This is a genomic window from Microbispora oryzae, from assembly GCF_017896165.1.
Taxonomy (GTDB): domain Bacteria; phylum Actinomycetota; class Actinomycetes; order Streptosporangiales; family Streptosporangiaceae; genus Microbispora; species Microbispora oryzae.
The window spans coordinates 106014-131163 of sequence record NZ_JAFCNB010000012.1; the positions used below are offsets into that span (position 1 = coordinate 106014).

31 protein-coding genes and 1 tRNA gene are annotated in these 25150 nt (G+C 68.1%); 13 read left to right on the plus strand and 19 right to left on the minus strand.

Features of this window, described 5'->3' with window-relative positions:
- Nucleotides 1-43: 43 nt before the first annotated feature.
- From JOL79_RS21705 to JOL79_RS35860, 3 genes are all read right to left on the minus strand, one after another.
- Complete coding sequence (locus tag JOL79_RS21705; RefSeq protein WP_210157714.1) at nucleotides 44-1102, minus strand: thiamine pyrophosphate-dependent enzyme; 1059 nt, start codon at nucleotides 1100-1102, stop codon at nucleotides 44-46.
- On the minus strand, nucleotides 1095-2939 hold the full coding sequence (locus JOL79_RS21710; protein ID WP_210157715.1) for a 2-oxoacid:acceptor oxidoreductase subunit alpha: 1845 nt from the start codon (nucleotides 2937-2939) through the stop codon (nucleotides 1095-1097). The genes JOL79_RS21705 and JOL79_RS21710 overlap by 8 nt, the downstream gene beginning before the upstream one ends.
- Nucleotides 2940-3137: 198 nt before the next feature.
- A complete protein-coding gene (locus JOL79_RS35860; protein WP_372446801.1) occupies nucleotides 3138-3227 on the minus strand; it encodes a putative leader peptide in 90 nt (29 codons plus the stop codon).
- Between the two features lie 318 nt (nucleotides 3228-3545).
- Here JOL79_RS35860 and JOL79_RS21715 point away from each other — a divergent pair, with 318 nt between their 5' ends.
- The 4 genes from JOL79_RS21715 (at nucleotide 3546) to htpX (ending at nucleotide 6576) form a co-directional block, all read left to right on the plus strand.
- Nucleotides 3546-3989 (plus strand): NADH-quinone oxidoreductase subunit B, encoded by a 444-nt coding sequence (locus JOL79_RS21715; RefSeq protein WP_230985207.1) that lies wholly within the window; start codon nucleotides 3546-3548, stop codon nucleotides 3987-3989.
- Complete coding sequence (locus tag JOL79_RS21720; protein WP_210157717.1) at nucleotides 3986-4534, plus strand: NADH-quinone oxidoreductase subunit C; 549 nt, start codon at nucleotides 3986-3988, stop codon at nucleotides 4532-4534. Before JOL79_RS21715 ends, JOL79_RS21720 begins: the two co-directional genes overlap by 4 nt.
- A 292-nt stretch (nucleotides 4535-4826) precedes the next feature.
- Nucleotides 4827-5540: a 4Fe-4S binding protein gene (locus JOL79_RS21725; protein ID WP_307848658.1), complete on the plus strand. Its 714-nt coding sequence runs from the start codon at nucleotides 4827-4829 to the stop codon at nucleotides 5538-5540.
- 187 nt (nucleotides 5541-5727) lie between these two features.
- Nucleotides 5728-6576, plus strand: coding sequence for a zinc metalloprotease HtpX (htpX, locus tag JOL79_RS21730; protein WP_210157719.1), 849 nt, complete (start codon nucleotides 5728-5730; stop codon nucleotides 6574-6576).
- Between the two features lie 18 nt (nucleotides 6577-6594).
- Here htpX and JOL79_RS21735 read toward each other — a convergent pair whose 3' ends face one another.
- The 7 genes from JOL79_RS21735 to JOL79_RS21765 form a co-directional block, all read right to left on the minus strand.
- Complete coding sequence (locus JOL79_RS21735; RefSeq protein ID WP_210157720.1) at nucleotides 6595-6804, minus strand: hypothetical protein; 210 nt, start codon at nucleotides 6802-6804, stop codon at nucleotides 6595-6597.
- Complete coding sequence (locus JOL79_RS21740) at nucleotides 6801-7391, minus strand: pyridoxamine 5'-phosphate oxidase family protein (RefSeq protein WP_210157721.1); 591 nt, start codon at nucleotides 7389-7391, stop codon at nucleotides 6801-6803. The genes JOL79_RS21735 and JOL79_RS21740 overlap by 4 nt, the downstream gene beginning before the upstream one ends.
- A 139-nt stretch (nucleotides 7392-7530) precedes the next feature.
- Complete coding sequence (locus JOL79_RS21745; RefSeq protein WP_210157722.1) at nucleotides 7531-8271, minus strand: amino acid ABC transporter ATP-binding protein; 741 nt, start codon at nucleotides 8269-8271, stop codon at nucleotides 7531-7533.
- Entirely contained in the window at nucleotides 8268-9092 is an 825-nt protein-coding gene (locus JOL79_RS21750; RefSeq protein ID WP_307848659.1) for an amino acid ABC transporter permease, read from the minus strand. Before JOL79_RS21750 ends, JOL79_RS21745 begins: the two co-directional genes overlap by 4 nt.
- A gap of 5 nt (nucleotides 9093-9097) precedes the next feature.
- Nucleotides 9098-9961: an ABC transporter substrate-binding protein gene (locus JOL79_RS21755; RefSeq protein WP_307848660.1), complete on the minus strand. Its 864-nt coding sequence runs from the start codon at nucleotides 9959-9961 to the stop codon at nucleotides 9098-9100.
- 543 nt (nucleotides 9962-10504) lie between these two features.
- A complete protein-coding gene (locus JOL79_RS21760; RefSeq protein WP_210157724.1) occupies nucleotides 10505-10999 on the minus strand; it encodes a YajQ family cyclic di-GMP-binding protein in 495 nt (164 codons plus the stop codon).
- A gap of 176 nt (nucleotides 11000-11175) precedes the next feature.
- The gene (locus JOL79_RS21765; RefSeq protein WP_210157725.1) at nucleotides 11176-11517 is read right to left on the minus strand and encodes an STAS domain-containing protein; all 342 of its coding nucleotides are present in this window, start codon (nucleotides 11515-11517) and stop codon (nucleotides 11176-11178) included.
- 295 nt (nucleotides 11518-11812) lie between these two features.
- On the opposite strand from JOL79_RS21765, the gene JOL79_RS21770 reads away from it, so the two are divergent.
- Nucleotides 11813-11897: transfer RNA gene (locus JOL79_RS21770), tRNA-Tyr, on the plus strand.
- A 426-nt stretch (nucleotides 11898-12323) separates the two neighbouring features.
- Here JOL79_RS21770 and JOL79_RS21775 read toward each other — a convergent pair.
- Nucleotides 12324-12830, minus strand: a complete 507-nt coding sequence (locus JOL79_RS21775; protein ID WP_210157726.1) for a hypothetical protein — start codon at nucleotides 12828-12830, stop codon at nucleotides 12324-12326.
- An 87-nt stretch (nucleotides 12831-12917) separates the two neighbouring features.
- On the opposite strand from JOL79_RS21775, the gene JOL79_RS21780 reads away from it, so the two are divergent.
- Nucleotides 12918-13256, plus strand: coding sequence for a PadR family transcriptional regulator (locus JOL79_RS21780; protein ID WP_210157727.1), 339 nt, complete (start codon nucleotides 12918-12920; stop codon nucleotides 13254-13256).
- On the plus strand, nucleotides 13238-13819 hold the full coding sequence (locus tag JOL79_RS21785) for a hypothetical protein (RefSeq protein WP_210157728.1): 582 nt from the start codon (nucleotides 13238-13240) through the stop codon (nucleotides 13817-13819). The genes JOL79_RS21780 and JOL79_RS21785 overlap by 19 nt, the downstream gene beginning before the upstream one ends.
- On the opposite strand, the gene arsM is transcribed toward JOL79_RS21785, so the two are convergent.
- The 3 genes from arsM to JOL79_RS21800 all read right to left on the minus strand — a co-directional run bounded on the left by arsM (nucleotide 13806) and on the right by JOL79_RS21800 (nucleotide 15972).
- A complete protein-coding gene (gene arsM, locus JOL79_RS21790; protein WP_210157729.1) occupies nucleotides 13806-15053 on the minus strand; it encodes an arsenite methyltransferase in 1248 nt (415 codons plus the stop codon). The genes JOL79_RS21785 and arsM overlap by 14 nt on opposite strands.
- 11 nt (nucleotides 15054-15064) lie before the next feature.
- A complete protein-coding gene (locus JOL79_RS21795; RefSeq protein WP_210157730.1) occupies nucleotides 15065-15400 on the minus strand; it encodes an ArsR/SmtB family transcription factor in 336 nt (111 codons plus the stop codon).
- Nucleotides 15401-15471: 71 nt separating this feature from the next.
- A complete protein-coding gene (locus JOL79_RS21800) occupies nucleotides 15472-15972 on the minus strand; it encodes an SMI1/KNR4 family protein (RefSeq protein WP_210157731.1) in 501 nt (166 codons plus the stop codon).
- A gap of 325 nt (nucleotides 15973-16297) precedes the next feature.
- Here JOL79_RS21800 and JOL79_RS21805 point away from each other — a divergent pair, with 325 nt between their 5' ends.
- Nucleotides 16298-17167 carry a TIGR03619 family F420-dependent LLM class oxidoreductase gene (locus JOL79_RS21805; RefSeq protein WP_210157732.1) on the plus strand — a complete coding sequence of 290 codons (870 nt, stop codon included), beginning with the start codon at nucleotides 16298-16300 and terminating at the stop codon, nucleotides 17165-17167.
- Between the two features lie 37 nt (nucleotides 17168-17204).
- Here JOL79_RS21805 and JOL79_RS21810 read toward each other — a convergent pair whose 3' ends face one another.
- Together JOL79_RS21810 and JOL79_RS21815 are read right to left on the minus strand one after the other, a co-directional pair.
- On the minus strand, nucleotides 17205-18311 hold the full coding sequence (locus JOL79_RS21810) for a winged helix DNA-binding domain-containing protein (RefSeq protein WP_210157733.1): 1107 nt from the start codon (nucleotides 18309-18311) through the stop codon (nucleotides 17205-17207).
- Nucleotides 18308-18505 (minus strand): VOC family protein, encoded by a 198-nt coding sequence (locus tag JOL79_RS21815; protein ID WP_210157734.1) that lies wholly within the window; start codon nucleotides 18503-18505, stop codon nucleotides 18308-18310. The genes JOL79_RS21810 and JOL79_RS21815 overlap by 4 nt, the downstream gene beginning before the upstream one ends.
- 166 nt (nucleotides 18506-18671) lie before the next feature.
- On the opposite strand from JOL79_RS21815, the gene JOL79_RS21820 reads away from it, so the two are divergent.
- Nucleotides 18672-19076: a WYL domain-containing protein gene (locus JOL79_RS21820; RefSeq protein WP_307848661.1), complete on the plus strand. Its 405-nt coding sequence runs from the start codon at nucleotides 18672-18674 to the stop codon at nucleotides 19074-19076.
- 69 nt (nucleotides 19077-19145) lie between these two features.
- Here JOL79_RS21820 and JOL79_RS21825 read toward each other — a convergent pair whose 3' ends face one another.
- The 3 genes from JOL79_RS21825 to JOL79_RS21835 form a co-directional block, all read right to left on the minus strand.
- Entirely contained in the window at nucleotides 19146-19856 is a 711-nt protein-coding gene (locus JOL79_RS21825) for a DUF4386 domain-containing protein (RefSeq protein WP_210157735.1), read from the minus strand.
- A gap of 99 nt (nucleotides 19857-19955) precedes the next feature.
- A complete protein-coding gene (locus JOL79_RS21830) occupies nucleotides 19956-20180 on the minus strand; it encodes a helix-turn-helix transcriptional regulator (protein ID WP_210157736.1) in 225 nt (74 codons plus the stop codon).
- Nucleotides 20181-20182: 2 nt separating this feature from the next.
- Nucleotides 20183-20602, minus strand: a complete 420-nt coding sequence (locus JOL79_RS21835; protein ID WP_210157737.1) for a hypothetical protein — start codon at nucleotides 20600-20602, stop codon at nucleotides 20183-20185.
- A gap of 218 nt (nucleotides 20603-20820) precedes the next feature.
- Between JOL79_RS21835 and JOL79_RS21840 the strand changes: the two genes are divergently transcribed.
- From JOL79_RS21840 to JOL79_RS21855, 4 genes are all read left to right on the plus strand, one after another.
- Entirely contained in the window at nucleotides 20821-21015 is a 195-nt protein-coding gene (locus JOL79_RS21840; RefSeq protein WP_210157738.1) for a YciI family protein, read from the plus strand.
- Nucleotides 21012-21107, plus strand: coding sequence for a YciI family protein (locus tag JOL79_RS21845; RefSeq protein WP_210157739.1), 96 nt, complete (start codon nucleotides 21012-21014; stop codon nucleotides 21105-21107). Before JOL79_RS21840 ends, JOL79_RS21845 begins: the two co-directional genes overlap by 4 nt.
- A 70-nt stretch (nucleotides 21108-21177) precedes the next feature.
- Nucleotides 21178-21885 (plus strand): dihydrofolate reductase family protein, encoded by a 708-nt coding sequence (locus JOL79_RS21850; RefSeq protein ID WP_210157740.1) that lies wholly within the window; start codon nucleotides 21178-21180, stop codon nucleotides 21883-21885.
- A 167-nt stretch (nucleotides 21886-22052) separates the two neighbouring features.
- Nucleotides 22053-24893 carry a helix-turn-helix transcriptional regulator gene (locus JOL79_RS21855; protein WP_210157741.1) on the plus strand — a complete coding sequence of 947 codons (2841 nt, stop codon included), beginning with the start codon at nucleotides 22053-22055 and terminating at the stop codon, nucleotides 24891-24893.
- The last annotated feature ends 257 nt before the right edge of the window (nucleotides 24894-25150 follow it).

The following is a 25150-nucleotide window of genomic DNA, read 5'->3' on the forward strand; positions in this document are numbered from 1 at the left end:
ATATCGCGGCGCGTTGGGCGGTGTTACTTGATATGGACTGATATCAGCGAATGGTCCAGGTATCGCCGGAGTGGAGGAGCCGGTCGAGGTCTCCCGGGCCCTGGGCGGCGGTGGCGGCCTCCAACTGCTCCTTCATGAGCTGGTCGTAGGCCGGCCGGTCGATCGACCGGAAGATCCCGATCGGCACGTGCTCGAACGCCGGGTCGTCCAGCCGCGACAGGGCGAACGCCGTCGACGGGTCGGGGTTGTGCGCGTCGTGCACGAGGATCTCGTCGTCGGCGACCTCGGACCGGCGCACCACCTCGACGCCGCCCGTGCGCGACAGCCGTACGGCCCTCTCGTTCTCCCCGGTGCCGAAGACGATCGGCTTGCCGTGCTCCAGCTTCACCGTGATGTCGTCACGCAGGGACGGGTCCTTCAGGGCGTCGAAGGCTCCGTCGTTGAAGATGTTGCAGTTCTGGTAGATCTCCACCAGCGAGGCGCCCCGGTGCGCCGCGGCCTCCCGCAGCACACCCTGCAGGTGCTTGCGGTCGGAGTCGATCGTCCGGGCGACGAACCCGGCCTCGGCTCCGAGCGCCAGCGAGATCGGGTTGAACGGCTTGTCGAGCGAGCCCATCGGCGTCGACTTGGTGATCTTGCCGACCTCGGAGGTGGGGGAGTACTGCCCCTTGGTCAGGCCGTAGATCCTGTTGTTGAACAGCAGGATGTTCAGGTTGACATTGCGGCGCAGCGCGTGGATCAGGTGGTTGCCGCCGATCGACAGCGCGTCGCCGTCACCCGTGATCACCCACACCGACAGGTCGGGCCGGGACGCGGCCAGGCCCGTCGCGATGGCCGGCGCCCGCCCGTGGATCGAGTGGAAGCCGTACGTGTTGAGGTAGTAGGGGAACCGCGAGGAGCAGCCGATGCCGGAGACGAACACGATGTTCTCCCGGCGCAGGCCGAGCTCCGGCAGGAAGCTCTGGACGGCGGCGAGGATGGCGTAGTCACCGCATCCCGGGCACCACCGCACCTCCTGGTCGGACTTGAAGTCCTTGAGGGTCTGGGGAGTGTCGGTCCTGGGCACCAGGGCGAGGCCCTTGCCGTTGAGGCTCTCAGTCACTGTCGATCACGTCCTGAATGACTCCGGCCAGTTCCTCGGCCTTGAACGGAAGCCCGCGCACGCGGTTGTAGCTGATGATGTCGACCAGGAAGCGGGCCCGCAGCAGCATGGCGAGCTGGCCGAGGTTGATCTCCGGCAGCAGCACCTTGTCGTAGGCGCGCAGCACGTCGCCCGTGTTGGCGGGCAGCGGGTTGAGGTGACGCAGGTGGGCCTGGGCGACCTTGCCCCCATTGCGGCGGGCCCGCCGTACGGCGGCGGCGATCGGGCCGTAGGTCGAGCCCCAGCCGAGCACGAGCACCCGGGCGTCCCCGTCGGGGTCGTCCACGGCCAGATCGGGCACGTCGATGCCGTCGATCTTCGCCTGCCGCAGCCGGACCATCCGGTCGTGGTTGTCCGGGTCGTAGGAGATGTTGCCGGTGCCGTCCGCCTTCTCGATGCCGCCGATCCGGTGCTCAAGCCCGGCGGTGCCCGGGACGGCCCAGGGACGGGCGAGCGTCTCGGGGTCGCGCTTGAACGGCAGGTAGGCGCCGTCGTCGGCGTTCGGCTCCGTGGTGAAGGCCACGGAGATGTCCGGCAGCTCGGACATCTCGGGCACCCGCCACGGCTCGGAGCCGTTGGCCAGGTAGCCGTCCGAGAGCAGCATGACCGGCGTGCGGTACTTCAGCGCGATCCGGGCCGCCTCGATTGCCGTGTCGAAACAGTCGGACGGCGTGGCCGGGGCCAGGACCGGCACGGGCGACTCGCCGTTGCGGCCGAACATGGCCATCAACAGGTCGGTCTGCTCGGTCTTGGTCGGCATGCCGGTCGACGGGCCGGCCCGCTGCACGTCCACCACGATCAGCGGCAGCTCCGTCGTGACGGCCAGGCCGACGGTCTCGGCCTTCAGCGCGACGCCCGGCCCGCTGGTCGTCGTCACGCCGAGCGAACCGCCGAAGGCCGCGCCCAGCGCGGCGCCGACGCCGGCGATCTCGTCCTCCGCCTGGAAGGTGCGGATGCCGAACCGCTTGTGCTTGGACAGCTCGTGCAGGATGTCGGAGGCCGGGGTGATCGGGTAGGAGCCCAGGAACAGCGGCAGCTTCGACTGCACCGACGCGGCGATGAGGCCGTAGGCCAGCGCCTGGTTGCCGGAGATGTTGCGGTAGACGCCCGGGGCCAGGGTCGCGGGCTTGACCTCGTAGGAGACCGAGAACGACTCGGTGGTCTCGCCGTAGTTCCAGCCGGCCTGGAAGGCGGCGATGTTGGCCTTGGCGATCTCGGGCTTCTTGGCGAACTTGGCCTCCAGGAACTTGATCGTCCCCTCGGTCGGCCGGTTGTAGAGCCACGACAGCAGGCCGAGGGCGAACATGTTCTTGGCCCGCTCGGCGTCCTTCTTGGAGATGTCGTAGCCCTCGAGCGCGCGCACGGTCAGCGAGGTCAGCGGAACGGCGTGGACCCGCCACTCCGACAGCGACCCGTCCTCGACGGGGTCGCCGGCGTAGCCGACCTTCTGCAGGTTGCGCTTGGTGAACTCGTCGGTGTTGGCGATGATGTCAGCCCCGCGCGGCAGGTCGCCCAGGTTGGCCTTGAGGGCGGCCGGATTCATCGCGACGAGCACGTTAGGCGCGTCGCCCGGGGTCAGGATGTCATGGTCGGCGAAGTGCAGCTGGAAACTCGACACTCCCGGCAGGGTGCCTGCGGGTGCCCGGATCTCGGCCGGGAAGTTGGGCAACGTCGACAGGTCGTTGCCGAACTGGCCGGTTTCCGCGGTGAACCGGTCACCGGTCAGCTGCATGCCGTCGCCGGAGTCACCGGCGAACCGGATGATCACGCGGTCGAGTTGCTGAACCTGCTTGGTCACAGCTCCTCAGTCCTCCTTACGCGCCCGGGCGTCTCCGCCGTGGCACGCTCTCATGTCCATGCTAGATCGGTCGGGACGCGCTTGTTTCCGTCATGCGCATGTCGGCGCACCGGGTGTCGGTGAATCCCCAGGGGGCGGGGCCGTGACTCCGTGGGTGCTCGACTGCCGTCGTCGTCGACGGCGCGGGCCTTGCCGTTATCAGCGAAGTGATCGGCGTCGTGAACCGTCCGGACGACACTGACCCGCTCCGAGCCGGCACAGGTCCACGTGCAAGCGAGAGACGAGCATGTATCGGGTCACGATCCTCAACTATATGCGTGCCGTCCAGGTATGGCCCGCAGGTGGTCACTCCGTGAGACCACGGCTTCCCGAGTGACGCCGGGCACGACTGGGACTGGCTGTGGACAGATATTTCAGCTCCTGTGCCCAGGTGTCCCGTCGCCTCGTGCCGGTTCCGGCCGCTCCGCGACCTACAGCTCCCGGGGTCGGCATCCGGTACGCCTGGCGCGAGAGGGCGCCGTCGCTGGGAGGAGAATGGATGTCATGGCGGTGAGTGATCTCCCGATGCCCTCCGTGGGCGCTGCGTCCGGGTTGGCCCCCAGGCCGATGAAGTTCGTGCTGAACTGGGGTCGCCGCTATTCACTGTGGGTGTTCAACTTCGGGCTCGCCTGCTGCGCCGTCGAGTTCGTCGCCACCTCGATGAACAGGCACGACTTCATCCGATTCGGGGTCGACCCGTTCGCGGAAGGCCCCCGGCGGGCCGACCTGATGATCGTCTCCGGCACGGTCACGGACAAGATGGCCCCGGCCGTCAAACGCCTCTACGACCAGATGCCCGACCCGAAGTATGTGATCTCGTTCGGTGCCTGCTCCAACTCCGGCGGGCCGTACTGGGACTCCTACTGTGTCACCAAGGGCGTCGACCAGATCATCCCGGTGGACGTCTACGTCCCCGGCTGCCCGCCCCGGCCCGAGGCGCTGCTGCACGGGATCATGAAGCTGCAGGAGCGCATCGTGGGTGCCCCCCTGGCGCTGGAGGAGGAGTCGTGACCGCCGCCACAGCCGTTCGCGAGCGGTACGGCTCCCGCGTCTCCGAGGCGTTCGGGCAACTCGTCGTCGACGTGGAGCCGGCCGAATGGGTGGACGCGCTCGCGTTCGCCCGGTCCCGGGGCTACGAGTTCTTCGACTGGCTGGCCGGGGTCGACGAGCCGCCGGACGCCTTCGGCGTCGTCGCCCACGTCTTCGACCCGGTCGCCATCGCCCATCTGCTGGTGCGGACCCGTGTCCCCCGCGCCGATCCCCGGCTGCCCACCGCCACCGGAGTGTTCCGCGGCGCCGACTGGCATGAACGGGAGACCCGGGAGATGTTCGGGATCGTCTTCGACGGCCATCCCGACCCGCGGCCGCTGCTGCTTCCGGACGGCTTCGAGGGCCACCCCCTGCGCAAGGACTTCGTCCTGGCCGCCCGGGTCGCCAAACCCTGGCCGGGGGCCAAGGAGCCGGGTGAGTCCGGCCACGGATCGCCGTCCCGCCGCAAGATGCTGCCGCCCGGCGTCCCGGCCGACTGGTCGGGCCGGGAACGCGCAGACGACTGAGCCATCCCCAGAACCGAGATCACCATGGCGACGACGGCTCCCGCTGCGACTCGCCGAGTGAACGCCGGTTTCGTCCGGAGCCGGGAGAGGCCCACGGTGGGTAATTTCTCGGCAATCGCGGCCTACCTGCGTGCGTCGTTTCGGTGAACATCCTGTGGAGAAGCTGGGGACAGCCCTGTGGACAATGTGGAAAACCCATGGAGGGAGCCATCCGTCCGCGCGAGGCCCGGAGTGCGCGATGATGTCTCGTGTGGGGCGAATACCAGGAGGCGTACCAGGAGATGGGTCGGCGGTGACCGGTCACCCGTCGCGCGGATCGGAGACGCGGCAGTATCCCGAGGTCCGGCCCGACCCGCCTGCCCGCAGCCGGGGCGTGATCGCCCTGGTCGAGGAGAACTGCACGGTCTGCATGCTCTGCGCCAGGGAGTGCCCCGACTGGTGCGTCTACGTCGACTCGCACAAGGAGACGCTTCCCGCGCCCGACGGCGGCCGGCCCCGGGCCCGCAACGTGCTCGACCGGTTCGCGATCGACTTCTCGCTGTGCATGTACTGCGGCATCTGCATCGAGGTCTGCCCGTTCGACGCGTTGTTCTGGTCTCCGGAGTTCGAATACGCCGAATACGACGTCCGTGACCTCCTCCATGAGAAGGAGCGGCTGGGGGAGTGGGCGCCGACCGTTCCGCCGCCCCCCGCGCACGAGATCGGGGCGGAGCGGCCCAAGGAGATGACCACCGGGTCCCGGCCCGCACCCGCCGGTCGTCCACGTCCGGCCGGAACCTCGGCGGCGGCCCCGGCCGTCCCCGCCGTCTCGCCGGAGCCGGCGGCGCAGGGCGCCCGGCCCGAGCCGCCCGAAGACTCGGCGGGGCCTGCTGCCGCGCCGCTCAGACCGCCGGCCCAGGAAAGGACCGAGCGCCGGGCGCCGAGGCCGATGAGGGACGTCCGCTCCATCCGGCCGCCGGGGTCGCTCCCCAAGCGGTCTCCCGGGACGGAGAAGGACGAGTCATAGCGATGCGGTGACATCCCCGGTGCTCAGGTGGCGACTGCCGGGAGGCTGCCACGGCCGCCATGTCCCACGGGAACGTTCGCCCAGGCCGTACGCGTTGCTACGGAGGGTCCGACAAATGCCGCCCGCCACGTCGGCGAGTGTGATCTGTCGCAGATGACCTCAGGACGGCAAGCCGTTAGGAGGAGGCGTGCACCACAACGGTCTGCGCACCGCGGTTCTTCTGGGGGCACTGTCCGGGATGATCCTGCTGGCGGGGGCCTGGCTCGGCGGCGGTTCCGGCCTGCGCCTCGCCTTTCTCCTGGCCCTGGCGGCCAACGGCGTCGCCTACTTCTTCTCCGACGTGATCGCGCTGTCCGCGATGCGTGCCAGGCCGGTGTCGGAGGTCGAGCAGCCGGTCCTCTACCGGATCGTCCGAGAGCTCTCGTACGACGCCCGCCAGCCGATGCCCCGGCTGTACGTCTCGCCGACCATGCAGCCGAACGCGTTCGCGACGGGCCGCAACCCGCGCAAGGCGGCCGTCTGCGTCACTCACGGCCTTCTCGGGCTGCTCGACGAGCGTGAGCTCAGGGGCGTCATCGCCCACGAGCTGTCCCATGTGTACAACCGGGACATCCTGATCTCCTCGATCGCGGGCGCCCTGGCCACGATGATCACATATTTCGGATACATCGGCCTGTTCTTCGGGTCGGACGACGACGAGGGGCCGGGGTTCCTCGGAGCGTTGCTCGTGATGATCCTCGGCCCGGTCGCCGCCTCCATGATCCAGATGGCGATCTCACGGTCCCGCGAGTTCGCCGCCGACGAGTCGGGGGCGCGGCTGAGCGGCGATCCCCTGGGCCTGGCCTCGGCGCTCCGCAAGATCGAGATGGAGGTCAGGCGGCTGCCGCTGCCGGAGAACGCCCGGCTGGCCTCGGCGAGCCACATGATGATCGCCAACCCGTTCCGCGGCACCGGCGTGGGGCGGCTCTTCTCCACCCATCCGCCGATCACCGACCGGATCTCCCGCCTGGAACGAATGGCCGGCTACCGCAGGTGAAACCGCTCGATCAGGCTCTCATTGACGGGCGAAGAGCTCCAGATGGGAGCACTGGACGCAGCGGAAGGCCTCGATGGCCCAGCGGGGCTTGCCGAGGCGTCTCGCGCCGCCGAGCAGACCGATCTCCAGGGGTCCCGCGATCCAGCGGCTGTACCCTTTCGACCTCTCGCCGCTGTCCTCGATGAAGCCGGAATCCAGGTCGGTGGAGCCGCACTGGGTGCACTTCATGCCGTCCCCCTGTTCGAGGTGATGGTCGCCGGGTCGGTCTCCTCGGCGGCGAGCGCCGGGAGGCCGTCGATGCTCTCCCGGTTGTTCCTGGCCCGGTAGTCGCGCCGCTGCCGGACGTCCTTCCTGGAGGCCCACTCGTCGAGGTAGGTGCGGTCCTGCTCGTACGCCATGAAGGGGACGGAGAAGCCGCACGAGTCGGCGATCCGGTCACAGGTCACGACGATGATCGAGCGGACGCCGGGATGCGGCCCGAAGCGGGTGATGAGTTCGCCGAAGCCGGGGTCGTGGGGTGTGACGACGCGGCCGGTGCCGTACAGGCGGACGACCTTCGGAGAGCCGTTGAAGGCGCAGAACATGATGGTGATACGGCCGTTGTCGCGGATGTGGGCGATCGTCTCGACGCCGCTGCCGTCGAGATCCAGGTACGCCACGGTGGTGTCGTCGATCACCGTGAAGGTGTCGGCGTACCCCTTGGGCGACACGTTGACGTGCCCGCCGCCGGCGGGAGCCGTTCCGACGAAGTAGACCGGCTGTGTGGAGACGAACTCGCGCAGCCGGTCGGTAAGCCTGTCGTAGATCTTGCCCATGGTCGTGACCCTAACTCCGCCGCCCTCCCGGCAACCAGATCGCTCACCAGGTGGACTCGATCTTGTCGGGGCGGAGTGACCGCGGAAACGGTGCGGGGCCCCGCGGACGGATCCACGGGGCCCCGATCTCCTCGTCAGGTCACACGCCGGGGTGCAGCACCCGCCGGAGGAACTCGCGGGTCCGCTCGTGTTGCGGGTCGGCGATCACCTGCTCGGGCGGGCCGTCCTCGACGATCACGCCCTGATCCATGAAGACCACCCGGTCGGCGACCTCCCGGGCGAAGCCCATCTCGTGCGTGACGACCAGCATCGTCATGCCGTCCTCCGCCAGCTTCCGCATGACGGTGAGGACGTCGCCGACGAGCTCGGGGTCGAGCGCCGAGGTCGGCTCGTCGAAGAGCATCAACGACGGGTGCATCGCCAGGGCCCTGGCGATGGCGACGCGCTGCTGCTGTCCGCCGGACAACTGCCCCGGATATGCGTCGGTCTTGTCGAGGAGACCGACGCGTTCCAGGTTCTCCCGGGCGATCTGGTCGCATTCGCCGCGACCACGCCCGAGCACCCGCTCCTGCGCGATCGTGACGTTGCGCCGGACCGTCAGGTGAGGGAACAGGTTGAACTGCTGGAACACCATGCCGATCCGCCGCCGAGCCGCGTCGAGGTCGACGTCCGGGTCGGTCAGGTCGACGCCGTCCACGATCACCTGGCCGGACGTCGGCTGCTCCAGCAGGTTGACGCAGCGCAACAACGTCGACTTCCCCGAGCCCGACGGCCCGATGACGCAGACGACCTGCCCGCTCTCGACGGTGAAGTCGATGCCCTTGAGGACCTCGAGCTGGCCGAACGACTTGTGCAGATTCTTGATCTCGACAGCGCTCATCGGGTCGCTCCCTGGCGTGCTTCCAGCCGCCGCGCCACGTACCCGAGGGGGATCGTGATCAGCAGGTAGGTCAGGCCGGAGACCAGCAGCGGCGTCGGGTTGGCGAACGTGGAGGCCTGGTCGTTGCCGAACTTGGCCAGCTCCACCTGCTGCGCCGTCACGCCCAGGGCGAAGACCAGCGAGGAGTCCTTGAACAGCAGGACCAGCTCGTTGGTGAGCGGCGGGATGACGATCCGGATCGCCTGCGGGATCACGATCGAGACCATCGCCCGCATGTACGGCATGCCGAGCGAACGGGCGGCCTCCATCTGTCCCTTCGGCACCGCCTGCAGGCCGGCCCGGAACGTCTCGGCCATGTACGCCGCGCTGACGACGCCGAGGCCGAGGGCCACCTGGCCGTACACGTCGCCGGGCACCTTGAGGCCGGGGAACGCGAGCGGCAGGCTGCCGATCATGAGGAAGATGACCAGAGCGGGCAGGCCGCGGAAGACCTCGACGTAGGCCATCGAGATCCACCGGTACGGCGCCACCGAGGACAGCCGCATCAGCGCCAGCACGAGGCCGGCGGCGAAGCCCACGACGTACCCGCTCAGGGTGAAGATCACCGTGTTCCGCAGGGCCACGGTGAACAGCTCGGGCAGGCCCTCGCCGGCCACCTGACCATTGAGGAACGACTGCCGGATATCGGTCCAGTTCGCCAGCGAGGCCAGGACGACCACGATGGCGACGAGGATCACGTACTGGACGGCCCGGCTGATCCGCTGCCTCTTGCGCGGGCTCAGCCCTCCCTTCGCGGGGAGGGCCGTCTGCTCGTCGCTCACCGTGCTCACGATGTCTTCGGCGGCTCGGTGCCGAACCACTTCTTGTAGATGGCGTCGTACGTGCCGTCCGAACGGGCCTGCGTGATCGCGTCGTTGATCACCTTGGCCAGCGCGGTGTTGCCCTTCTTCATGCCGATGCCGTACTGCTCACCGGTGTCGAGGCTCGCGACCTCCTCGAACTTCGCGCCGATGTCGGGCTTCTTCAGCCAGGTCAGCACGACCGGCAGGTCCTGCACGATCACGTCGACCTGTCCGGTCTGGAGACCGAGCAGCTCCTTCGGCGAGTCGGCGAACTGGACCGGGTCGAAACCCTGCTTGGTGACATAGTCGAGGCCCGTGGTGGACGCCTGCGCGCCGAGCTTGAGGCCCTTCGCCTTGACGTCGGCCAGCGACGTGATGCCCGAGCCCTTCTTCGCCATGAGGGCCTGGGTGGCGTCGAAGTAGGGAATCGAGAAGTCGATGTTCTGCTTGCGCTCGTCGGTGATCGTCATACCGGCGGCGGCCACGTCGCACTTGCCCGCGTTCAGCGCCGCGCCACTCTTGATGGCGGCGAAGTCGATGTCCACGATGTCCTGCGTCACGCCGAGCTTCTTGGCGGCCAGGTCGACGATGTCCACGTCGAAACCGACGACCTTGCCGTTCTCGGTGAACTGGAACGGTTCGTACGGCAGGTTCGTACAAGTGGTCAGCTTGCCCGACGAGATGAGCTGGACATCGCCGCCACCGCTGGCGCCGCCACCGGCGGCGCTCGCCGAGGTGGTCGCGGTGTCGCCGCTCGATCCCCCTCCACAGGCGGAGATCATCAGTGCCGTCACCAGCGCCGTGGCGCTGACGCTCGCCGCGTTCCGGTAGGTGGACCAGGGAGCCACACCGGCCTCCTTGCTCTTTTGCTCATAAAGGTACTGCTTGGTACGCGCAGTTTATGGGCAGGTGGCGGCAAGTTGGCCACGGCCTGATGTCAGGGGTGTAAAGCCCCGTCAGACCCGTTTTCCCTGCTCAGGCTCAGGGCCGGTTCACCGCCTCCACGAGACGTCGAAGCCGGCCCGTGATCTGGCCGGCGAAGACATGGGGAGCGGGACGATCGGACGGGCGGGGCACCCGCGTCCTGGAGCAGGTGCCCGCCAGGTCACCGAATGGGTTGGCAGAGGGCTCATTGACCGCCCTTGTCTGGTTGACCTGTGAGGGCAGTGGCGTTGAAGGTCTCGATTTGCTGTAGCAACTCGTTGGCAGACCGGCTGTTTTGAAAACGTAGGCCATGCCACTCCCATGATCACGCTGAATACCTACGTGGGGGAGTGGCCTGAGCCTCATGAGAAGACCCGACGCATCGTTGATGCTGCTCTGGGCCGTGTGCCCTACGTGTGCCCTGACAAGGCCGCTCATCGATGAAAGGCCAGGTCAGCGCACCTGTGCTAGCGGTAGTTCGTGAACTGCAGCGCGATGTCGAGGTCCTTGCCCTTCAGCAGGGTGATGACCTCCTGCAGGTCGTCCTTCTTCTTGGAGCTGACGCGCAGCTCCTCGCCCTGGATCTGCGCCTTCACGCCCTTGGGGCCCTCGTCGCGGATGAGCTTGGAGATCTTCTTCGCGTTCTCCTGGTCGATGCCCTCCTTGAGGGCGACCACCAGGCGGTATTCCTTCCCCGACAGCTTGGGCTCGCCCGCGACGTCGAGGATCTTGAGGGACAGCCCCCGCTTGACCACCTTCTCCTTGAACACGTCGAGGACGGCGTTCACACGCTCCTCGCTGTTCGCCTTGATCTCGATGTCCTTCTGGCCGGACCAGGAGATACTCGCGCCGGTGCCCTTGAAGTCGAAGCGGTGCCCGACCTCCTTGACCGTCTGGTTCAGGGCGTTGTCGACCTCCTGCCGGTCGATCTTGCTGACCACGTCGAATGACGAATCTGCCAAAGCAGGAACCTCTCTGATCTGTCGGGCCGCCCCCGGCCGCCGCACGCACCATCCGTATGGGCGTAGTGACGATCAGCACCGGCTTTCGCGGCCCAACGGTAGACCTTCGTGTTGTCCGACCAGCCTAGCGACCACCCCTCGCCCCGTGGGGGCTGGACGCTAGCGGGGTGCGTGCCCTACTCGCACTCGTCGCTCAACGCGTCCCGCAGGGTGGGATAGACGGGAAGGCGCTCGGTCAGACCGAGCAGATCGAACAGCCGCTGGTGGCGAGCGGACAGGCCACACACGGCCACCCTGTCGCCGCCGAGGCGCACGTGGACCTCGATGATGACGTCGATGCCCGAGCTGTCCATAAAGGTGACATCGGTAAGGTCGAACAGTAGCCGGACGCCGGGCCGGTCCAGCATCCGTTCGGCCGCTTCGCCGAGTTGGTCGCAGGTCGCGATGTCGAGCTCGCCGGCCACACTGATGATCGCGAAAGGCCGCCGTACGTTCGTGGTGATGTGAAGATCGGGCACGCTGCTCACCCCCGCTGAAGCGGAGCAGTCACCTCCAGCATAAGTACGGCCGCCCCGGCGCCGCTTTGCCGTCGCGGGACGTCCCTGCCGATCAGGGGTGCGGCGGGTTGATCGGCGCCCGCTTCACCGGCGGCCGGCGGACCTGTCCTGAAGATCGGGACGCCGGGACGCCGAGGTGCCGGGCGCGTCGGCAGGGGAGCGGCCGGGACGCCTGAGGGCCCAGCGACAAGCCATGTCACGTGTACCCGGGAAGTCCGCTATTCTTCTACCTGTCGCCGCCGAGAGCGGAAGACAAGGCAGGTTGCCCGAGTGGCCAAAGGGAGCGGTCTGTAAAACCGTCGGCTCAGCCTACCCAGGTTCGAACCCTGGACCTGCCACCAGCGAAGCAGCAGTTCAGAGGCCCTCCGGGGCCTCTTCTGCTTTTCCGGCCTATGCAGCCGTAGGCCACTGCGAGCCCCTGTCTGTCGCCGGTCCACTAATATGCGTGCAATGATCTTGGACGCGTTTTCGCAGGTCGCACCGCACTTTTCGGCCTCGTAAGGACGACGAGACGAGCCTACGAAACGGTGAAGGGTCCCGGCTGGCTTCCGGGACCCTCTGGACTTCGGTGATCAAGCTGATCGCAGGCGTTCCGCGATCCACTGACGGCCGGCTTCCCAGCTCGTGAACTGTTCGAGGTGCTCCCCGCTCTGGGCATCGAAGACCCGTACGTCGGGACAGCAGGCAGGTGACGGGCCGCTACGCGGCGGAGCCCCGCGCTGCCGCCTTGATCCCTATCAGCACAGGCATGTGGCTGTGGTCGAGTGTCACGTTCGGGCTGGTGCGCTCGGATGGCGTCTGCGGACGATGGCGCGTGTCATCACGAGGAAGCCGATCAAAGCCGGGAGCAGCCAGTAGGCGACGGCCGGAAGCCTGTCCCACAACGGCAGATGCGGGCCGTTGTCGACGTAGAAGCCGGTCAGGAGCAGGACATAGGACGTCCCCATCCCGAGGATGTGGACGTCGGGCCGCTGTCGGCGGTAGGCGTACCCGGTCAGCGCAGTGATGATCGCCAGGGAACCGATGATGAACAGGTGAATGTTCTCTCGCCAGCGAATCGCCGACATGACGGTCAGGGTGCCGTAGACGACGGCCAGTCCCCACAGGTAGACGTGTCCGAATCGCATGTGTCGTGGGCTTCCCTTTCTCGTCAACGCGGCAATCGCGCCGCAGATCACACACGTGATCCCGGCGGTGACGTGGACCGCGAGCGCGGAGAGAAAGACCGGTCCGGCGTTGGGGATCGGAGTGCCCAGGATGTCGATGGTGTCCATCGCATCTCCAATACGTAGGGTTGCTACCTATAGCGACGCTACTCCGGGTCTTGGCCGATGGAAAGAGCAGATGTAGCGTTGCTACCTATGAGGGCAGAAGCACTCAAAGGACACCTGGATGGCCTCCTACTCGCCACACTGGAGGACGGGCCGCAGCACGGCTACGCGGTGAAGGAAGCCTTGCGTGACGCCACAGGCGGCAGACTCGACCTGCCCACCGGCACCGTCTACCCGGCGCTGCACCGTCTGGAGCGCGCGGGACTGATCAAGGGAGACTGGTCGGTGGTGGGCGGTCGCAGACGACGCACCTACGAGCTGACCGAGCAGGGGCGACGCTCTTTGGCGGGGGCACGCGACCACTGGCAGGAGTTCGCCGCCGTCATATCCGCGGCACTAGGTGGTGGATTGTGGCCGGCCACGAACTGATCGAACGTCACCTTCAGACGCTCGCCGAGCGGCTGCCCGATCCCGTGGTGGAGGAGCTCGCCGACGGTCTCCTCGCCTCGTACGACGACCAGATGGAGCGGCTCGGCGATCCTGACGCGGCGGCCCGGGCCGCACTGGCGGACTTCGGCGACGCCGACACCGTCATCGCCGCCTTCGTCCGCGCCTCTCCCGGCAGGCAAGCCGCGTTCAGGCTGCTCGTGGCCGGGCCGATCGTCGGGCTGAGCTGGGGAGCCGTTCTCGTCACCGGCAACGCCTGGGCCTCGACGATTCCGCCATCATCGCGCCTGGCTCTCGGCCTCCTGCTGGGGTCGGCCGTGCTCATGCTGCTGATCGCGATCCGGGAGGGACGGCGTTACCGCAGGGTACGGCTGGCCGCACTCGTCGGCACGGCAACCGTGGCCGTCTTGGACACGGCCATACTGGGCACGGTCCTCACACTTCTGCCACCGCCCTCCCTGCTGCTGCTCGTGGCGCTGACCGGCAGCATCACAAGGATCATGCTGGCGGCCCAAGCCATACCCGAACTGGTCATGCGCCCGTGACGGTGCTGCGGCGTTCGAGGAAGACGACGTCGCGCCAGCGGTCGTAGTGGCGGCCGATGTGGTGGCGGGTGCCGACGACGCGGAAGCCGGCCTTCTCGTGCAGGCGCAGGCTGGCGGTGTTCTCGGGGAAGATGCCCGACTGGATGGTCCAGATACCCTCAGCCTCGGTGGACTGGATCAGGGCGTTCAGGAGTGCCAGCCCGGCTCCGCGGCCGCCGTGATCGGGGTGGACGTAGACGGAGTGTTCGACCACGCCGGCGTACACGCAGCGGGAGGAGACGGCGCTGACCGCGATCCAGCCGATGACCTGCCCGCCGACAGCATCGACGGCGACGTGCCGATGGAGGGGCAGTTTCGCGGCGTCGAACGCCTGCCAGGTCGGTGCCGTGGTCTCGAAGCTGGCGTTTCCGCCGTCGAGACCGGCCTGGTAAATCGCGAGGACCTGCGCCGCGTCGGCCTCCCGCATCCGGCGGATGGTGACGCCTGACGGCGCTGCGGGCTTGGACGCATGAACGATCGCCGAGTGCAGGCAGCTGGTCGCGGCGTGGGTGCGCGTGATGGTGTACGTGGTGAACCCGGCCGCTGCGAGCAGGGTGCGGTACTCGGCTTCGGTGAGGGTGCCGACCGTGCAGCCGACGAGGTGTTCGGCCTCGGCGCGCTGGGCGGGGTCGAGCCCGTCGTCGGCGATGACGTCGGAGACGGCGAGCCTGCCGCCGGGCTTGAGTACGCGGAACGCCTCGGCGAGCACGCGGGGTTTGTCGGCGGACAGGTTGATCACGCAGTTGGAAATGATGACGTCCACGCTGCCGTCGGGGAGCGGGATGTCCTCGATGTGGCCATGCAGGAACTCGACGTTGGTCGCTCCGGCCTCGGTGGCGTTGGCCTTGGCCAGTTCGATCATTTCGGAGGTGGCGTCCAGGCCGTACGCCTTGCCGGTCGGGCCGACTCTGCGGGCCGACAGCAGGACGTCGATGCCGCCGCCCGATCCCAGGTCGAGGACGGTTTCGCCGGGCTGGAGGTCGGCGACGGCGACCGGGTTGCCGCATCCCAGGCTGGCCCGCAGGGCTCCGTCGGGCAGGCCGGTGGTGTCGTCGTAGCCGGCCGCGCCGAAGCAGCCGTCGGTGAACTCCTGTGGCTCGCAGTCGATGACCTTCCTGCCTGCCTGGGCGGCTTTGGCCAGTTCGCCGTAGCGGGTGACGACGCCGGCTCTGACCGCTTCCACGTTCTCGGACATGTCTTCTCCGTTCAGCAGGGCGGCGCGGGGTCGGGTACGGGGCGGCCCATGACGACGTCGGCGGCGGTGGGGAAGCACTTCACGCAGGCGTCGTTGATCCGGTACAGACTTGCCGTCCCGCGATGCTCGACCAGGACGAACCCCACCTCGGCCAGCACCTTCAAGTGCGCGGAGACGGTCGACTGCCCGACCGCGACGGCCTCCACGATCTCTTTGACCGCCATCGGCGTCTGGGCGCGGGCGAGCAGGGTCACGATCTGGATGCGTGTGGCGTCGGCCAGGGCCTTGAACCAACTGGCGTACTCGGCGGCGGTGGCCCGGTCGAGCGGCCTCGTTTCCTCATTCATCGCTCATCGACGATAAACGATGAAGTGCCTGTCGCGAAAGGCGAGAGACCGGCCTCAACGGCGGAGTCCGCTCAGCGGCGCATCGCGTCGATGAGATCCGGAAAATGCGGGAACTCTGCTCGTGCGGCAGCCACGATCTGGATTGGAGAACAGCGGCCGCCGGGCGCGTGTCGCTCGGCGATGGCACGGAATGCCTCGTTCGGCTGCGCCGTGGAGTCGGGGTCCGCGAAGGCCTCAGCGGGGCCCAGGCCGGCGGCGAACAGCCAGAGGAGATCGCCGAGATTACGGGCGATCACGCCGTGCTCCCCCTCGGAGCCGATGTAGACGACGGGCTGGTCCGTGATCGCCGCATCGGGTCGTTCCAGCCAGAAGCCGGTGTAGTCGCCCGACCCGGTCGTGCCGAAGAAGCGGAACTCGCTGCCGTCGACCTCTTGATTGCCGGTCCACAGGCGAAACCACCACGCCGTCCGCTCGGGCGCCTCGAACTGGTTATACGGCTCGAAGTCGCAGCCGCGGGCTTCGTCGGCCTCCTCATCCCACTCCCACTCCCACTCGAAGCCGACCTCGGCCACCTCGGCCAGGGCAGGAGGGAGTGCAAGATCTTCAGACGTATTCGCCACCCCCGGAAGACTAGACGATCACTGCAATCGGCTGGAGATGGTTTCGTCTCTGAAGCGACGCGCCGTCGAGGCCGGCGAACGTGCGTGAACATGGTGGTGCGTCCTACTTCGGGTCCTGCCAGTGGGATTGAGCGCGTGTTGCCTTGACGCCGGTGACAGGGTTCTAGCATCGCGGCGCCGGGTGGACCGGTAGCCGATCGGACAGTTGGGCCGAGTCCTCCGGCACAAGCACCCACACACCGTGGGTCCACGGCACGAGCGGAGTGGAGGAACGGCGATGAAGTTCGGAGTCAGCTACAGCACGCCCTATTACGGAGTCGACCCCGACCGGATCATGGCCTTTGCGCAGCTTGCGGAGGAGTGCGGCTTCGAGTCGCTGTACCTGCCTGAGCACATCGTGCTGTATCCGGGCGCCATGGTGGGGCCTTACGAGATGCCGCCGTCACTGCCGTACGTCGATCCGCTCGACTGCCTGAGTTTCGTCGCCGCGGCTACGGAGCGGATCCTGCTCGGCACCGGTGTGTTGCTGCTGCCGTACCACCATCCGGTGATCCTCGCCAAGCGCCTGGCCACCGTCGACGTGCTGTCCAAGGGCAGGATGCGGCTACTGACCGTAGGGCTCGGCGCCCTGTCGGGCGAGGCCCTGGCGATGGGGGTCGACTTCGCCAGCCGCGGCCGCCGCGCCGACGAGGCGATTGACGTGCTCCGATTGCTCTGGGCCGGCGGTGAGGATGGCGTCAGCTTCGCCGGCGAGTTCTTCTCCTTCGACAACCTGTGCAGTTTCCCCAAGCCCTACGAGGTCACGCGGCTGCCGATCCACATCGGGGGGTCGAGCCGGGCGGCCGCCCGGCGGGCCGGGCGGCGCGGCGACGGCTACTTCCCCGGCGGTGCACTCGACCCGGGCGAGCGGGCCGTTCAGTGGGAGCTCGTCCGGTCGAGCGCCGCCGAGGCCGGTCGCGACCCAGAGGCGCTCGAGTACACCCGCTTCGGGTCGATCGACATGCCCGTTGAACGGGTCGAGGAACTCGCCGCGCAAGGAGTGACCCGCATCGTCGTGAATACCGCCGCCACTGAACCTGACCGGCAACGCGAGGAGCTGTCGGTGTTCGCCCGGCGATTCGGCCTCCTTGAGCACTTCCCTCGCTAGAGCGTGCCGGCCGGTGGGACTATCGAACTCGCCGCGGTCAGCCGACGGCGGCGAGGGTGGCCGTGATCTTTACGGAGTCGATGCCCTGATCCAGGAAGGCGGCCAGGTTGTGCGCCTCTTCTCCGACAGCCTCCTGTTCCTGGGCGGCAAGGGGCCGCGGGGGCGTGATGCGGAGTTGCCGGTCGTGCACAGTCCACGTGGCGGCGACGCGTCCGTCGACGAGCACGGCGCGTTGGCCTGCTACGGACAATCCGAGATGGGCGTCGTCGATGATGCGGCTGCGGTCGCGGTAGCCGAGGATCGCGTTGTCGAAGGCCGGGAGGAACCGGACGGGGGCGTGCGTGTCCGGGGACGGACGTGGTGCGTCGGGCAGGTCGAGTAGTTCCCGGCCGCGTTCGTCGCGGAAGGTGATCAGCTCGTCCCGGATGGCTTTGACCGCGGCGGGGAGACCGGCCAGGCCGCTCCAGGCGCGGATGTCCGCGGTGGTGGCGGGCCCGTACGCGGCGAGGTAGCGGCGCACCAGCTGCTGGCCGACAGGGTCGTCGGCGTCGTCGGGCAGCGGGGCAAGGTCTTGTCCGAGCCAGGTGGCCAGGGGCAGATTCCGCACGCCGGCCGTCGTCTGCCATAGACCTCGCGGGGGAAGCTGCGCCATCGGGATGAGTGCGGCGACGAGGAGTTCGCCCAGAGCGCGGCGCGGCGGGCCGGGCCAGCGGTCTTGGAGCGCCTGGACCAGGGCCGTCATGGTGCGGGGCTGGCGGTCGGCCATGACCGCTCGGCCGGCCGCGGCGACTTCGTCAGGGTCGATGCCGGCGAGTTCGCGTCGGTAGGTGGCCATCACCCGCTGGCGCAGCATGCTGTCGTGGCGGCCCCGCCACGCGAGCGCGTCGTTGCCGGTGACCAGGTGGACGGTGCGGCGCATCAGGTGGGTGCGCACAACCTGCCGGTTCGTCAGCGCTTGATCGAGCTGGTCGGGTGTGAAGGCGTGCAGCCTCGACCACAGGCCGGCGAAGGGTTCATGCGGTTCCTGGGCCTGCAGGCCGCACAGATGTGCCACCGCCGCCCCGACCGGTGCGGTGGTGCGCGCGAGCAGGTACTGGCGGGCCAGGGTCGCGCGGTTGAGAGCGCGCGTGCTGAGGATGGTCATGAATGATCAGGCCGCGGCACGCTCGTCGACCGGGCGGCGGCGCAGGCCGGGTCGGGCGAGTTCTCGTCGTGCACGCCGCCCATGTCCTTGTACGTGACGGCGGCGATGCGCCCACCGAGGACGGACTGGCAGTAGCCCAGCGCCGCCCGTGCGTCGCCCTGGAGGTTCAGGTGGGTGGTCGTCGTGACGAACATGGCCTTCTCCTTGCTCGCGGTTCGGCGAGGTGCGCTGCCGCAGCGATGGAGCCCTGGGGCGGCGACCTTGTGGCCAGGGGTTATGGCCTCTCCGACGGATCTTGGTACCCACCGTTCCATGAATAGAGGACAGTTGGTGTCCTGTAATGCGGGCAGAATGCCGAACGTGCATAAGACGTCCTCGCGGCTGCTCGCGCTGCTGTCCGACCGCATACGCCCGCGCACCCCCACCGGCCCGCGCTTCAGGCCACGGGATCTCCCTGGCGCTGACGTAGCCGCGTTCGCCACCGGCCGATTCCGGGGAACCGACGGCTCTACCACCGACTGGCCCTGCCGCGGCGAGGTCATCCTCAACCTCCCAGCGCGGGCTGTGGCCCCCTTCGCGCAGGACGGAATCGTTGAAGGGCTCGGCCCCGACCGCTGTCGCCTTTCCCTCGGTTCCTGGTCGTGGAGCGGCCTTGCCGCCGCTATCGGCCGCTTCGACACAGACATCCAAGTCATCGGTCCACCAGAGCTGATCGGTGCGTTCGCCGAACTCGCCGCGCGCTACGCCAAGGCCGCAGGCTCGTGAGAGCGACCCGAACGCACTCGTTACCGTCGGCTCGATGCGCGCGTACACGCTTACTCGCTAACCGTTCTGTCAGACCGTCGCGAGTACGGATGGGTCCTGGCGGGGGATCCTGACACCCTTCACGAGCAGCCACGAAAGCATCGCGATCTCCGCGATTCCAGCCGGCGCGACGAGGTACGGGTCCAGCGCCGCACCGAGATCCGGTGCCAGGAACAGCGTGAACGTGTCGAGGAGGTAGCCCACGCATCCGATGACGAGCAGGACACCCAGCACGCGGGGGAACATTCCTGACCTGTGCACGAGATACCCCAGCGGCAGGAGCCACAGGGCGAAGAAGATCTGCGCGATGAGGTAGCCGTAGTGCTGCAGGTCGAGCATGAGCAGCACGAGCGCGTCGGACCCACGCGCGCCGAGCGCGCCGGCATAGGAGGTGTCGGTGGCGACGAGCAGCGCCGCGAGCTGGTGAACCATGTTGAGGCAGATGATGGCGACGGCGACCGCCACGAAGATCACCATCACACGTGTGGCGTTCCTGCTCACGTGCTTGAGGAGCACATACAGCGTCATGGCTGTGAGCAGGAAGAACGTGGCTTGCACGAGGTCGGCGACGAAGCCGGCACGGACCAGGTCCGCGTGGGCCACGACGTTCCGCGCCGTGCTGGTGGCGTCCCCGGGCCGGTAGACCGAGGCACGGGAGAAGAAGTGGGCGAAGCCGCCCAAGATCGCGACGATCAGGTAGAACAGTCCGGCCGTTCTGGCGAGACGCTGGGGCGTGCGCATGGTTCCTCCCTGTTTTCGGGGGTTTTCTGGCGTTTTCCGGCGTGCTGAACGGAGGCCGCGTGGTGGTGTCTCACGCGTGCCTGTGTGGTGGTCTGGCGGCTACTCCTCGGTGTCGGGGTACTGGAACACGTCGTCGAGCGGCACCGTGAACACCCGGGCGATCCGGAAGGCCATCTCGAGCGACGGTGAGTAGCGGCCCTGCTCGATGGCGATGACGGTCTGACGGGTCACGCCGATGCGGTCGGCCAGCTCCGCCTGCGTCATCTCGCCATGGGCGAATCGCAGGGCTCGGATCGAGTTGGTCACTTTGGTGGGCTTGGCCATGGTCAGAAGCCTCGGCGGTACGCGACGATCTTGACGATCGAAGAGGTGATTGCGGACACGACGAACGCCAGGTAGAGCGCGTTGGCGATCCAGAAGTGCTCGGCCTCCACCATCGCGAGGCCGAGCGGGACCAGCGCGCAGACGCTGACGACGTAGAACCCTACGTGCTGCCCGAGCCTGTTGATCTCCTTGTCGCGCTCGTCTTCCTTGTCGGCGTCGCCGGGCGAGGCGATCGTGGCCACGATGCTCGCGACGATGTTCAAAACCACCGCGACGCCGATGGCCGTGAGCATCGGCCATACGTAGGCGATCTTCGTGACGTCCGCCCCTGGAACCCGCCCGAGGACGGTGGCGAAGTAGGCCACGGGCACGACGAGCGCGGACACGGCATAGATCCACGAGCGCTTCTCTCCGAATGACATGCCCGCTCCTATGTATAAAAAACTTGACATCATGAAGGTAAAGCAAGGTCGACATGATGTCTAGTATCTTTGACTCCACCTTCGACGGTGGTGAGGGGAGGAGCTCAGGGCCCGGCAAAACTTGGCATGGGCGGGCCGCCGTAGGCCGACCCGCTGCGGGCCCGGTCGCGGCGCGTGCCGCCGGCTGGTACGCCGGAGGTTCGAGGAGGGGGCGGCACGTGAAGTACCTGATGTTGATCTACGGCAACGAGGACATCTGGAACAGTCTTCCCCCGGAGGCTCTGACACGCCTGATCGATGAGGTGGACGGGTTCAACGACGCGTTGCGTGAGTCGGGGGAGCTGCCCGGGGGGGCGAGGGGCTGGTTTCCCGGCCGCGCTCGTTCCGGCCGGTGGGTGGCGAGGTCGTGGTGACCGACGGCCCCTACTTCGAGGCGAAGGAGTTCGTCGGGTCCTACTTCGTGGTCGAGGTCGCCGACGACCGGCGGGTGATGGAGATCGTGTAGAAATCCGGTTCGCGGCTCCGATCCTCTCCTGAGCGGGCCCTACCGAGGCCCGGCAGAACGGGAGCGGAACATGACAAAGGTGACGGCACAGATGTCGGTGTCGCTGGACGGTTGCTACGCCGGGCGGCGTCACGGGGGTGCACCGGCCGACTGGTTGGACTCGGCGGAGGCGGCGGGCTTCTTCCGGGTCACGCGATGGGTGACCGCCGCCATGGCCTGGCGCGAGCGGCAGGGCTTCGCGGGCGGTGAGCAGAACGCCGACTCCAATATCGTCGCCGAGGCGTTCGAGAGCGCCGGGGCCTATGTGATGGGGCGCCGCATGGCCGACGGCGGCGAGGTGCCCTGGGGCGAGGAGCCGCCGTTCCGCGCGCCGGTGTTCGTGGTGACCCACCGCCCCCGCGAGACCGTACGGCGGGGCGCGACCAGCTTCACCTACGTCACCGACGGCGTCGCCAGTGCCGTCGAACAGGCCCGTGCGGCCGCCGGCGGCAAGAACGTGGCGATCGCCGGAGGCGGGACCCTGCTGCGCCAGGTGATCGCGGCCGGTCTGCTGGACGAGCTCGAACTGCACGTCGCGCCGGTCGTGCTGGGTGCCGGGATGCGCCTGCTCGACGCCGGCCTCGGCCTGGCCGACAAAGAGGGAATCGAGCTGACCCCTACCCGCGTGATCCACACCCCCAACGTCACGCACCTGCGCTACACCGTCGACGGACGAGCCGCCCTCGTCCTGGACGACCGCGGCAGCGGAGCGGATCTCCGCGGAGCGGATGTGCCGTGAGGCGGGGGTGCCTTGGTGACGAGCAGTGAAGCCCGGCGTGCGGGCTTCCTGCCGCACCTCCGTGCAGGCCCGTGCTCCTCAGACGATGTCGCGTGATGGAGCGAGGAGGATGCTTGACACGTCCGACACCCAGGGTGATTTATGGATATATGGGGTATTCATCCCAAATGGGCCGTATTGGCGAGTCCAATTTCTGTCGATCATCGTGGCCTGGTTGGCGTGGCCGCGCACGGGAGTGGGAGCTTGTCGTTCGATCGCTGCAGACGACCAAGGTGGGCCGGGGTGGGATTTTACTGGTTGAGGGCCGATCCGGCGTCGGCAAAAGCCACCTGCTCCGCATGGCCGCGACCACGGCAGCGAAGGCGGGGCTGCAGGTCGCCCAGGGCGCGGCGGACGAACTGACCCAACTGGTACCGCTGGCCCCGCTGACGTCGGCGCTCGGACAATCCAGCCGCGCGCTTCCCGCGGACGATCGCATGAACATGTCCTGTCCGGCCGACCAGCGCTTGCTGTTGGTGGAACAACTGCGTGGACCGCTGGAGCAGCGGGTGGCCCGGGGACCCATCCTCCTCACGTTGGACGACCTGCACTGGGCCGACCCGATGACTTTGCTGGCGCTGCGGTCGATGACCAGAGACCTCGCGTCCTATCCGCTCGTCTGGATGCTGTCTCGCACCAGCGGCAGCGGCGAGGGCCCCCGCCTCGACTGTCTGTTCAACCTGCTGGAACGTGACGGCGCGACCCGGATCACACTGGAAGCACTGGACGCGCGAGCAGTGGCGGACGTCGTCACCGACGTCCTCGGCGCGACGCCCGAGCCGGACGTGCTGGACCTGGCCGCTCTGGTGGACGGCAACCCCTTCCTGCTCGTCGATCGCCTGGAGAAACTCAAGAAGGAGGGCGCCTTCCAGATCACCGGCGGTCACGCGCGGATGGTCTCGCCGCGGCTGCCGTGCGCTCAGACGGTCACGCAGGAACGCCTGGCGGAGTTGTCCGCACGGACCCGGCATCTGCTCCAGTGCGCCGGAATCCTGGGCCGTTCGTTCTCGGTGCGGGATCTGGCCGAGATGCTCGGCGAATCGACCAGCGGCCTGTTGCCGATACTGGAGGAGGCGATGTCGGCGGGCATCGTCCAACCCGCAGGGCACGAACTCACCTTCCGGCACGATCTGCTGTGGCAGGCGGTGATCGGAGCCATCCCCGCCCCGGTCCGCCGAGCCCTGCACCGCGATGTCGGACAGATGCTGCTCAAGCGAGGCGGGTCGGCCGTTCCGGCCGCCGCGCACCTCATTCACAGCGCCGGTCACGGCGATGCCCCCGCACTGCTCGGACTGGACCAGGCGGCGCGCGAGGTGCTGCGGTCCTCACCTCAGACCGCCGCCGACCTCGCCCTGCGCGCGCTCGAACTCAGCGACTCCACCGACCCTGACTGGTTCGGTCGCGCCGCCACCGCGGTCGACGCCCTGACGGTCATCGGACGGCTGTCCGAGGCGGCCGAACTTGCCCGTGCCGCACTCGGCAGGGCCCCACCTCTCCACGCCCCTCGCCTGCGCTGCGCGCTGGCGCACATCCTGCTCCTGAGCGGCCGACCGGCGGATGCGATATCCGAGGCCGAAAACCTGCTCGCCCAGCAGGACATTCCAAATGACCTTCGCGGCATCGCCGAATGGACGATGTTCTGGGGGCTTACCTGCCTGAACAACTACCAGAAAGGACGGCAACAGGCGGAAGCCGTTCTCGCCGACCGCGAGCGGCACACCGATGCCGCGGTCGTCGGAGCACTCCTGCTGCTCGCCCAGTTCGCCATGGTCGACGGGCGGATCGCCGACTCGTTCACGCACCTTTGCGAGGCCCTGCGCATCACCGACCGCGGCACCGCCGAAGCCATCCAGCGCCCGTATACGCGCCTGATACTGAGCCTCTACCACAGGGCCATGCGCGAGTTCGATGCGGCCGACATCGCCATCCAGGCCGCCGAGGAGGAGATCAACGACCTCGGCCTGACCGTGCTCGCCGCACAGCCCGCGCTGTTCCGCTCCGTTCTGCATCTGGGCGCCGGCCGACTTGACGACGCCGCCGCCGAGGCCCAGGCCGGGAGCATGACCGCCGAAGAACTCGGCACCCACGGGTTCATCCGCGTCGGGCTGTCCATACTCGCTGTCATCGCCCTGCGGCAGGGCGACATCGACGCCGCGGTCCGGCACATCGAACGCTTCCAGTCCATCCCCGCCGCGCCCGAGATGTTGTACGGATCCGTGTGGGAGAAGTGGGTGATGGCGGCGGTCGCCGAAGCCCAGGGTGATCCCGGGCGCGCGGTCGACATACTCGACGCCATCTACACCGACGAGGAGAAGCGGCGCTGGGCACTGCTCACGACGCCTCTCACGGCCGCCTGGATGACCCGGCTGGCGCTGGCCGCGGCGAACCGCCCGTATGCGCAGGCCATCGTCGACACGGCCGAGTACCTGGCCAGAAACAACCCGGACTTCCCCGTCTTCGCCACCACATTCGCCCACGCCCGCGGCATTCTCCACAACGACCCCGACGCGCTGGCCGCCGCCGCCGATCAGCCCGAACCGTGGGCACGCGCCTTGGTCGCCGAAGACCTCGGCGTCCTTTGGGCCGCCAATTCCGGCGCCGATGCCTCGGCGAAGGCCGTCGAGAGCCTGGATGAGGCGCTCGACGGCTACCAACGCATCGGTGCGCTCTGGGACGTCGCCCGCGTGCGAGCCCGGCTGCGGGCGCTTGGCGTACGGCGCCGCCACTGGAGTCAATCCCAGCGGCCGACCTTCGGATGGGACAGCCTCACCGACACAGAACGCGCGGTGGCCGGCCTGGTCGCCCGAGGGATGACCAACCGCCAGGCCGCCGAGCGCATGTTCCTCTCCCCGCACACGGTGTCCACTCACCTTCGCCGGATGTTCAGCAAACTCGACATCTCCTCCCGTGCGCAGTTGGCCCGCATCGTCGCCGAGCAATGCCCCGAGCTCGCCGGCGAACCGAAATGAAGCCGTGGCACAGCGGCCGACGGACGGGCGATATCCAGGGCCCGCACTGGGGCATTCACTCGACTGCGGGCGCACCATTGGCGCATACTGCGGTCGGTTCCTTTCCTGCGGTTTGAGGGTGGTGGGTGTTCTTGTTCGGGCTGCCAGAGTTGGTACTGGTCGTGGTTGAGCTCGCCGTAGTGTTCGCGGTCGTCTACCTCGCGGTGCGGCTCGCGCTGAAGCACGACCGGATACGGAACGGCGGTCGGTAGGCCCGT

Bases quoted from the DNA above. Each gene is read 5' to 3' on its own strand.
- JOL79_RS35860 (WP_372446801.1), bottom strand. From the start codon at position 3,227: ATGCTCGTCTCTCGCTTGCACGTGGACCTGTGCCGGCTCGGAGCGGGT.
- JOL79_RS21715 (WP_230985207.1), top strand. From the start codon at position 3,546: ATGAAGTTCGTGCTGAACTGGGGTCGCCGCTATTCACTGTGGGTGTTC.
- JOL79_RS21735 (WP_210157720.1), bottom strand. From the start codon at position 6,804: ATGAAGTGCACCCAGTGCGGCTCCACCGACCTGGATTCCGGCTTCATC.
- JOL79_RS21740 (WP_210157721.1), bottom strand. From the start codon at position 7,391: ATGGGCAAGATCTACGACAGGCTTACCGACCGGCTGCGCGAGTTCGTC.
- JOL79_RS21745 (WP_210157722.1), bottom strand. From the start codon at position 8,271: ATGAGCGCTGTCGAGATCAAGAATCTGCACAAGTCGTTCGGCCAGCTC.
- JOL79_RS21775 (WP_210157726.1), bottom strand. From the start codon at position 12,830: ATGGACACCATCGACATCCTGGGCACTCCGATCCCCAACGCCGGACCG.
- JOL79_RS21780 (WP_210157727.1), top strand. From the start codon at position 12,918: ATGAGGGCAGAAGCACTCAAAGGACACCTGGATGGCCTCCTACTCGCC.
- arsM (WP_210157729.1), bottom strand. From the start codon at position 15,053: ATGTCCGAGAACGTGGAAGCGGTCAGAGCCGGCGTCGTCACCCGCTAC.
- JOL79_RS21795 (WP_210157730.1), bottom strand. From the start codon at position 15,400: ATGAATGAGGAAACGAGGCCGCTCGACCGGGCCACCGCCGCCGAGTAC.
- JOL79_RS21805 (WP_210157732.1), top strand. From the start codon at position 16,298: ATGAAGTTCGGAGTCAGCTACAGCACGCCCTATTACGGAGTCGACCCC.
- JOL79_RS21810 (WP_210157733.1), bottom strand. From the start codon at position 18,311: ATGACCATCCTCAGCACGCGCGCTCTCAACCGCGCGACCCTGGCCCGC.
- JOL79_RS21815 (WP_210157734.1), bottom strand. From the start codon at position 18,505: ATGTTCGTCACGACGACCACCCACCTGAACCTCCAGGGCGACGCACGG.
- JOL79_RS21825 (WP_210157735.1), bottom strand. From the start codon at position 19,856: ATGCGCACGCCCCAGCGTCTCGCCAGAACGGCCGGACTGTTCTACCTG.
- JOL79_RS21830 (WP_210157736.1), bottom strand. From the start codon at position 20,180: ATGGCCAAGCCCACCAAAGTGACCAACTCGATCCGAGCCCTGCGATTC.
- JOL79_RS21835 (WP_210157737.1), bottom strand. From the start codon at position 20,602: ATGTCATTCGGAGAGAAGCGCTCGTGGATCTATGCCGTGTCCGCGCTC.
- JOL79_RS21850 (WP_210157740.1), top strand. From the start codon at position 21,178: ATGACAAAGGTGACGGCACAGATGTCGGTGTCGCTGGACGGTTGCTAC.
- JOL79_RS21855 (WP_210157741.1), top strand. From the start codon at position 22,053: ATGGGCCGTATTGGCGAGTCCAATTTCTGTCGATCATCGTGGCCTGGT.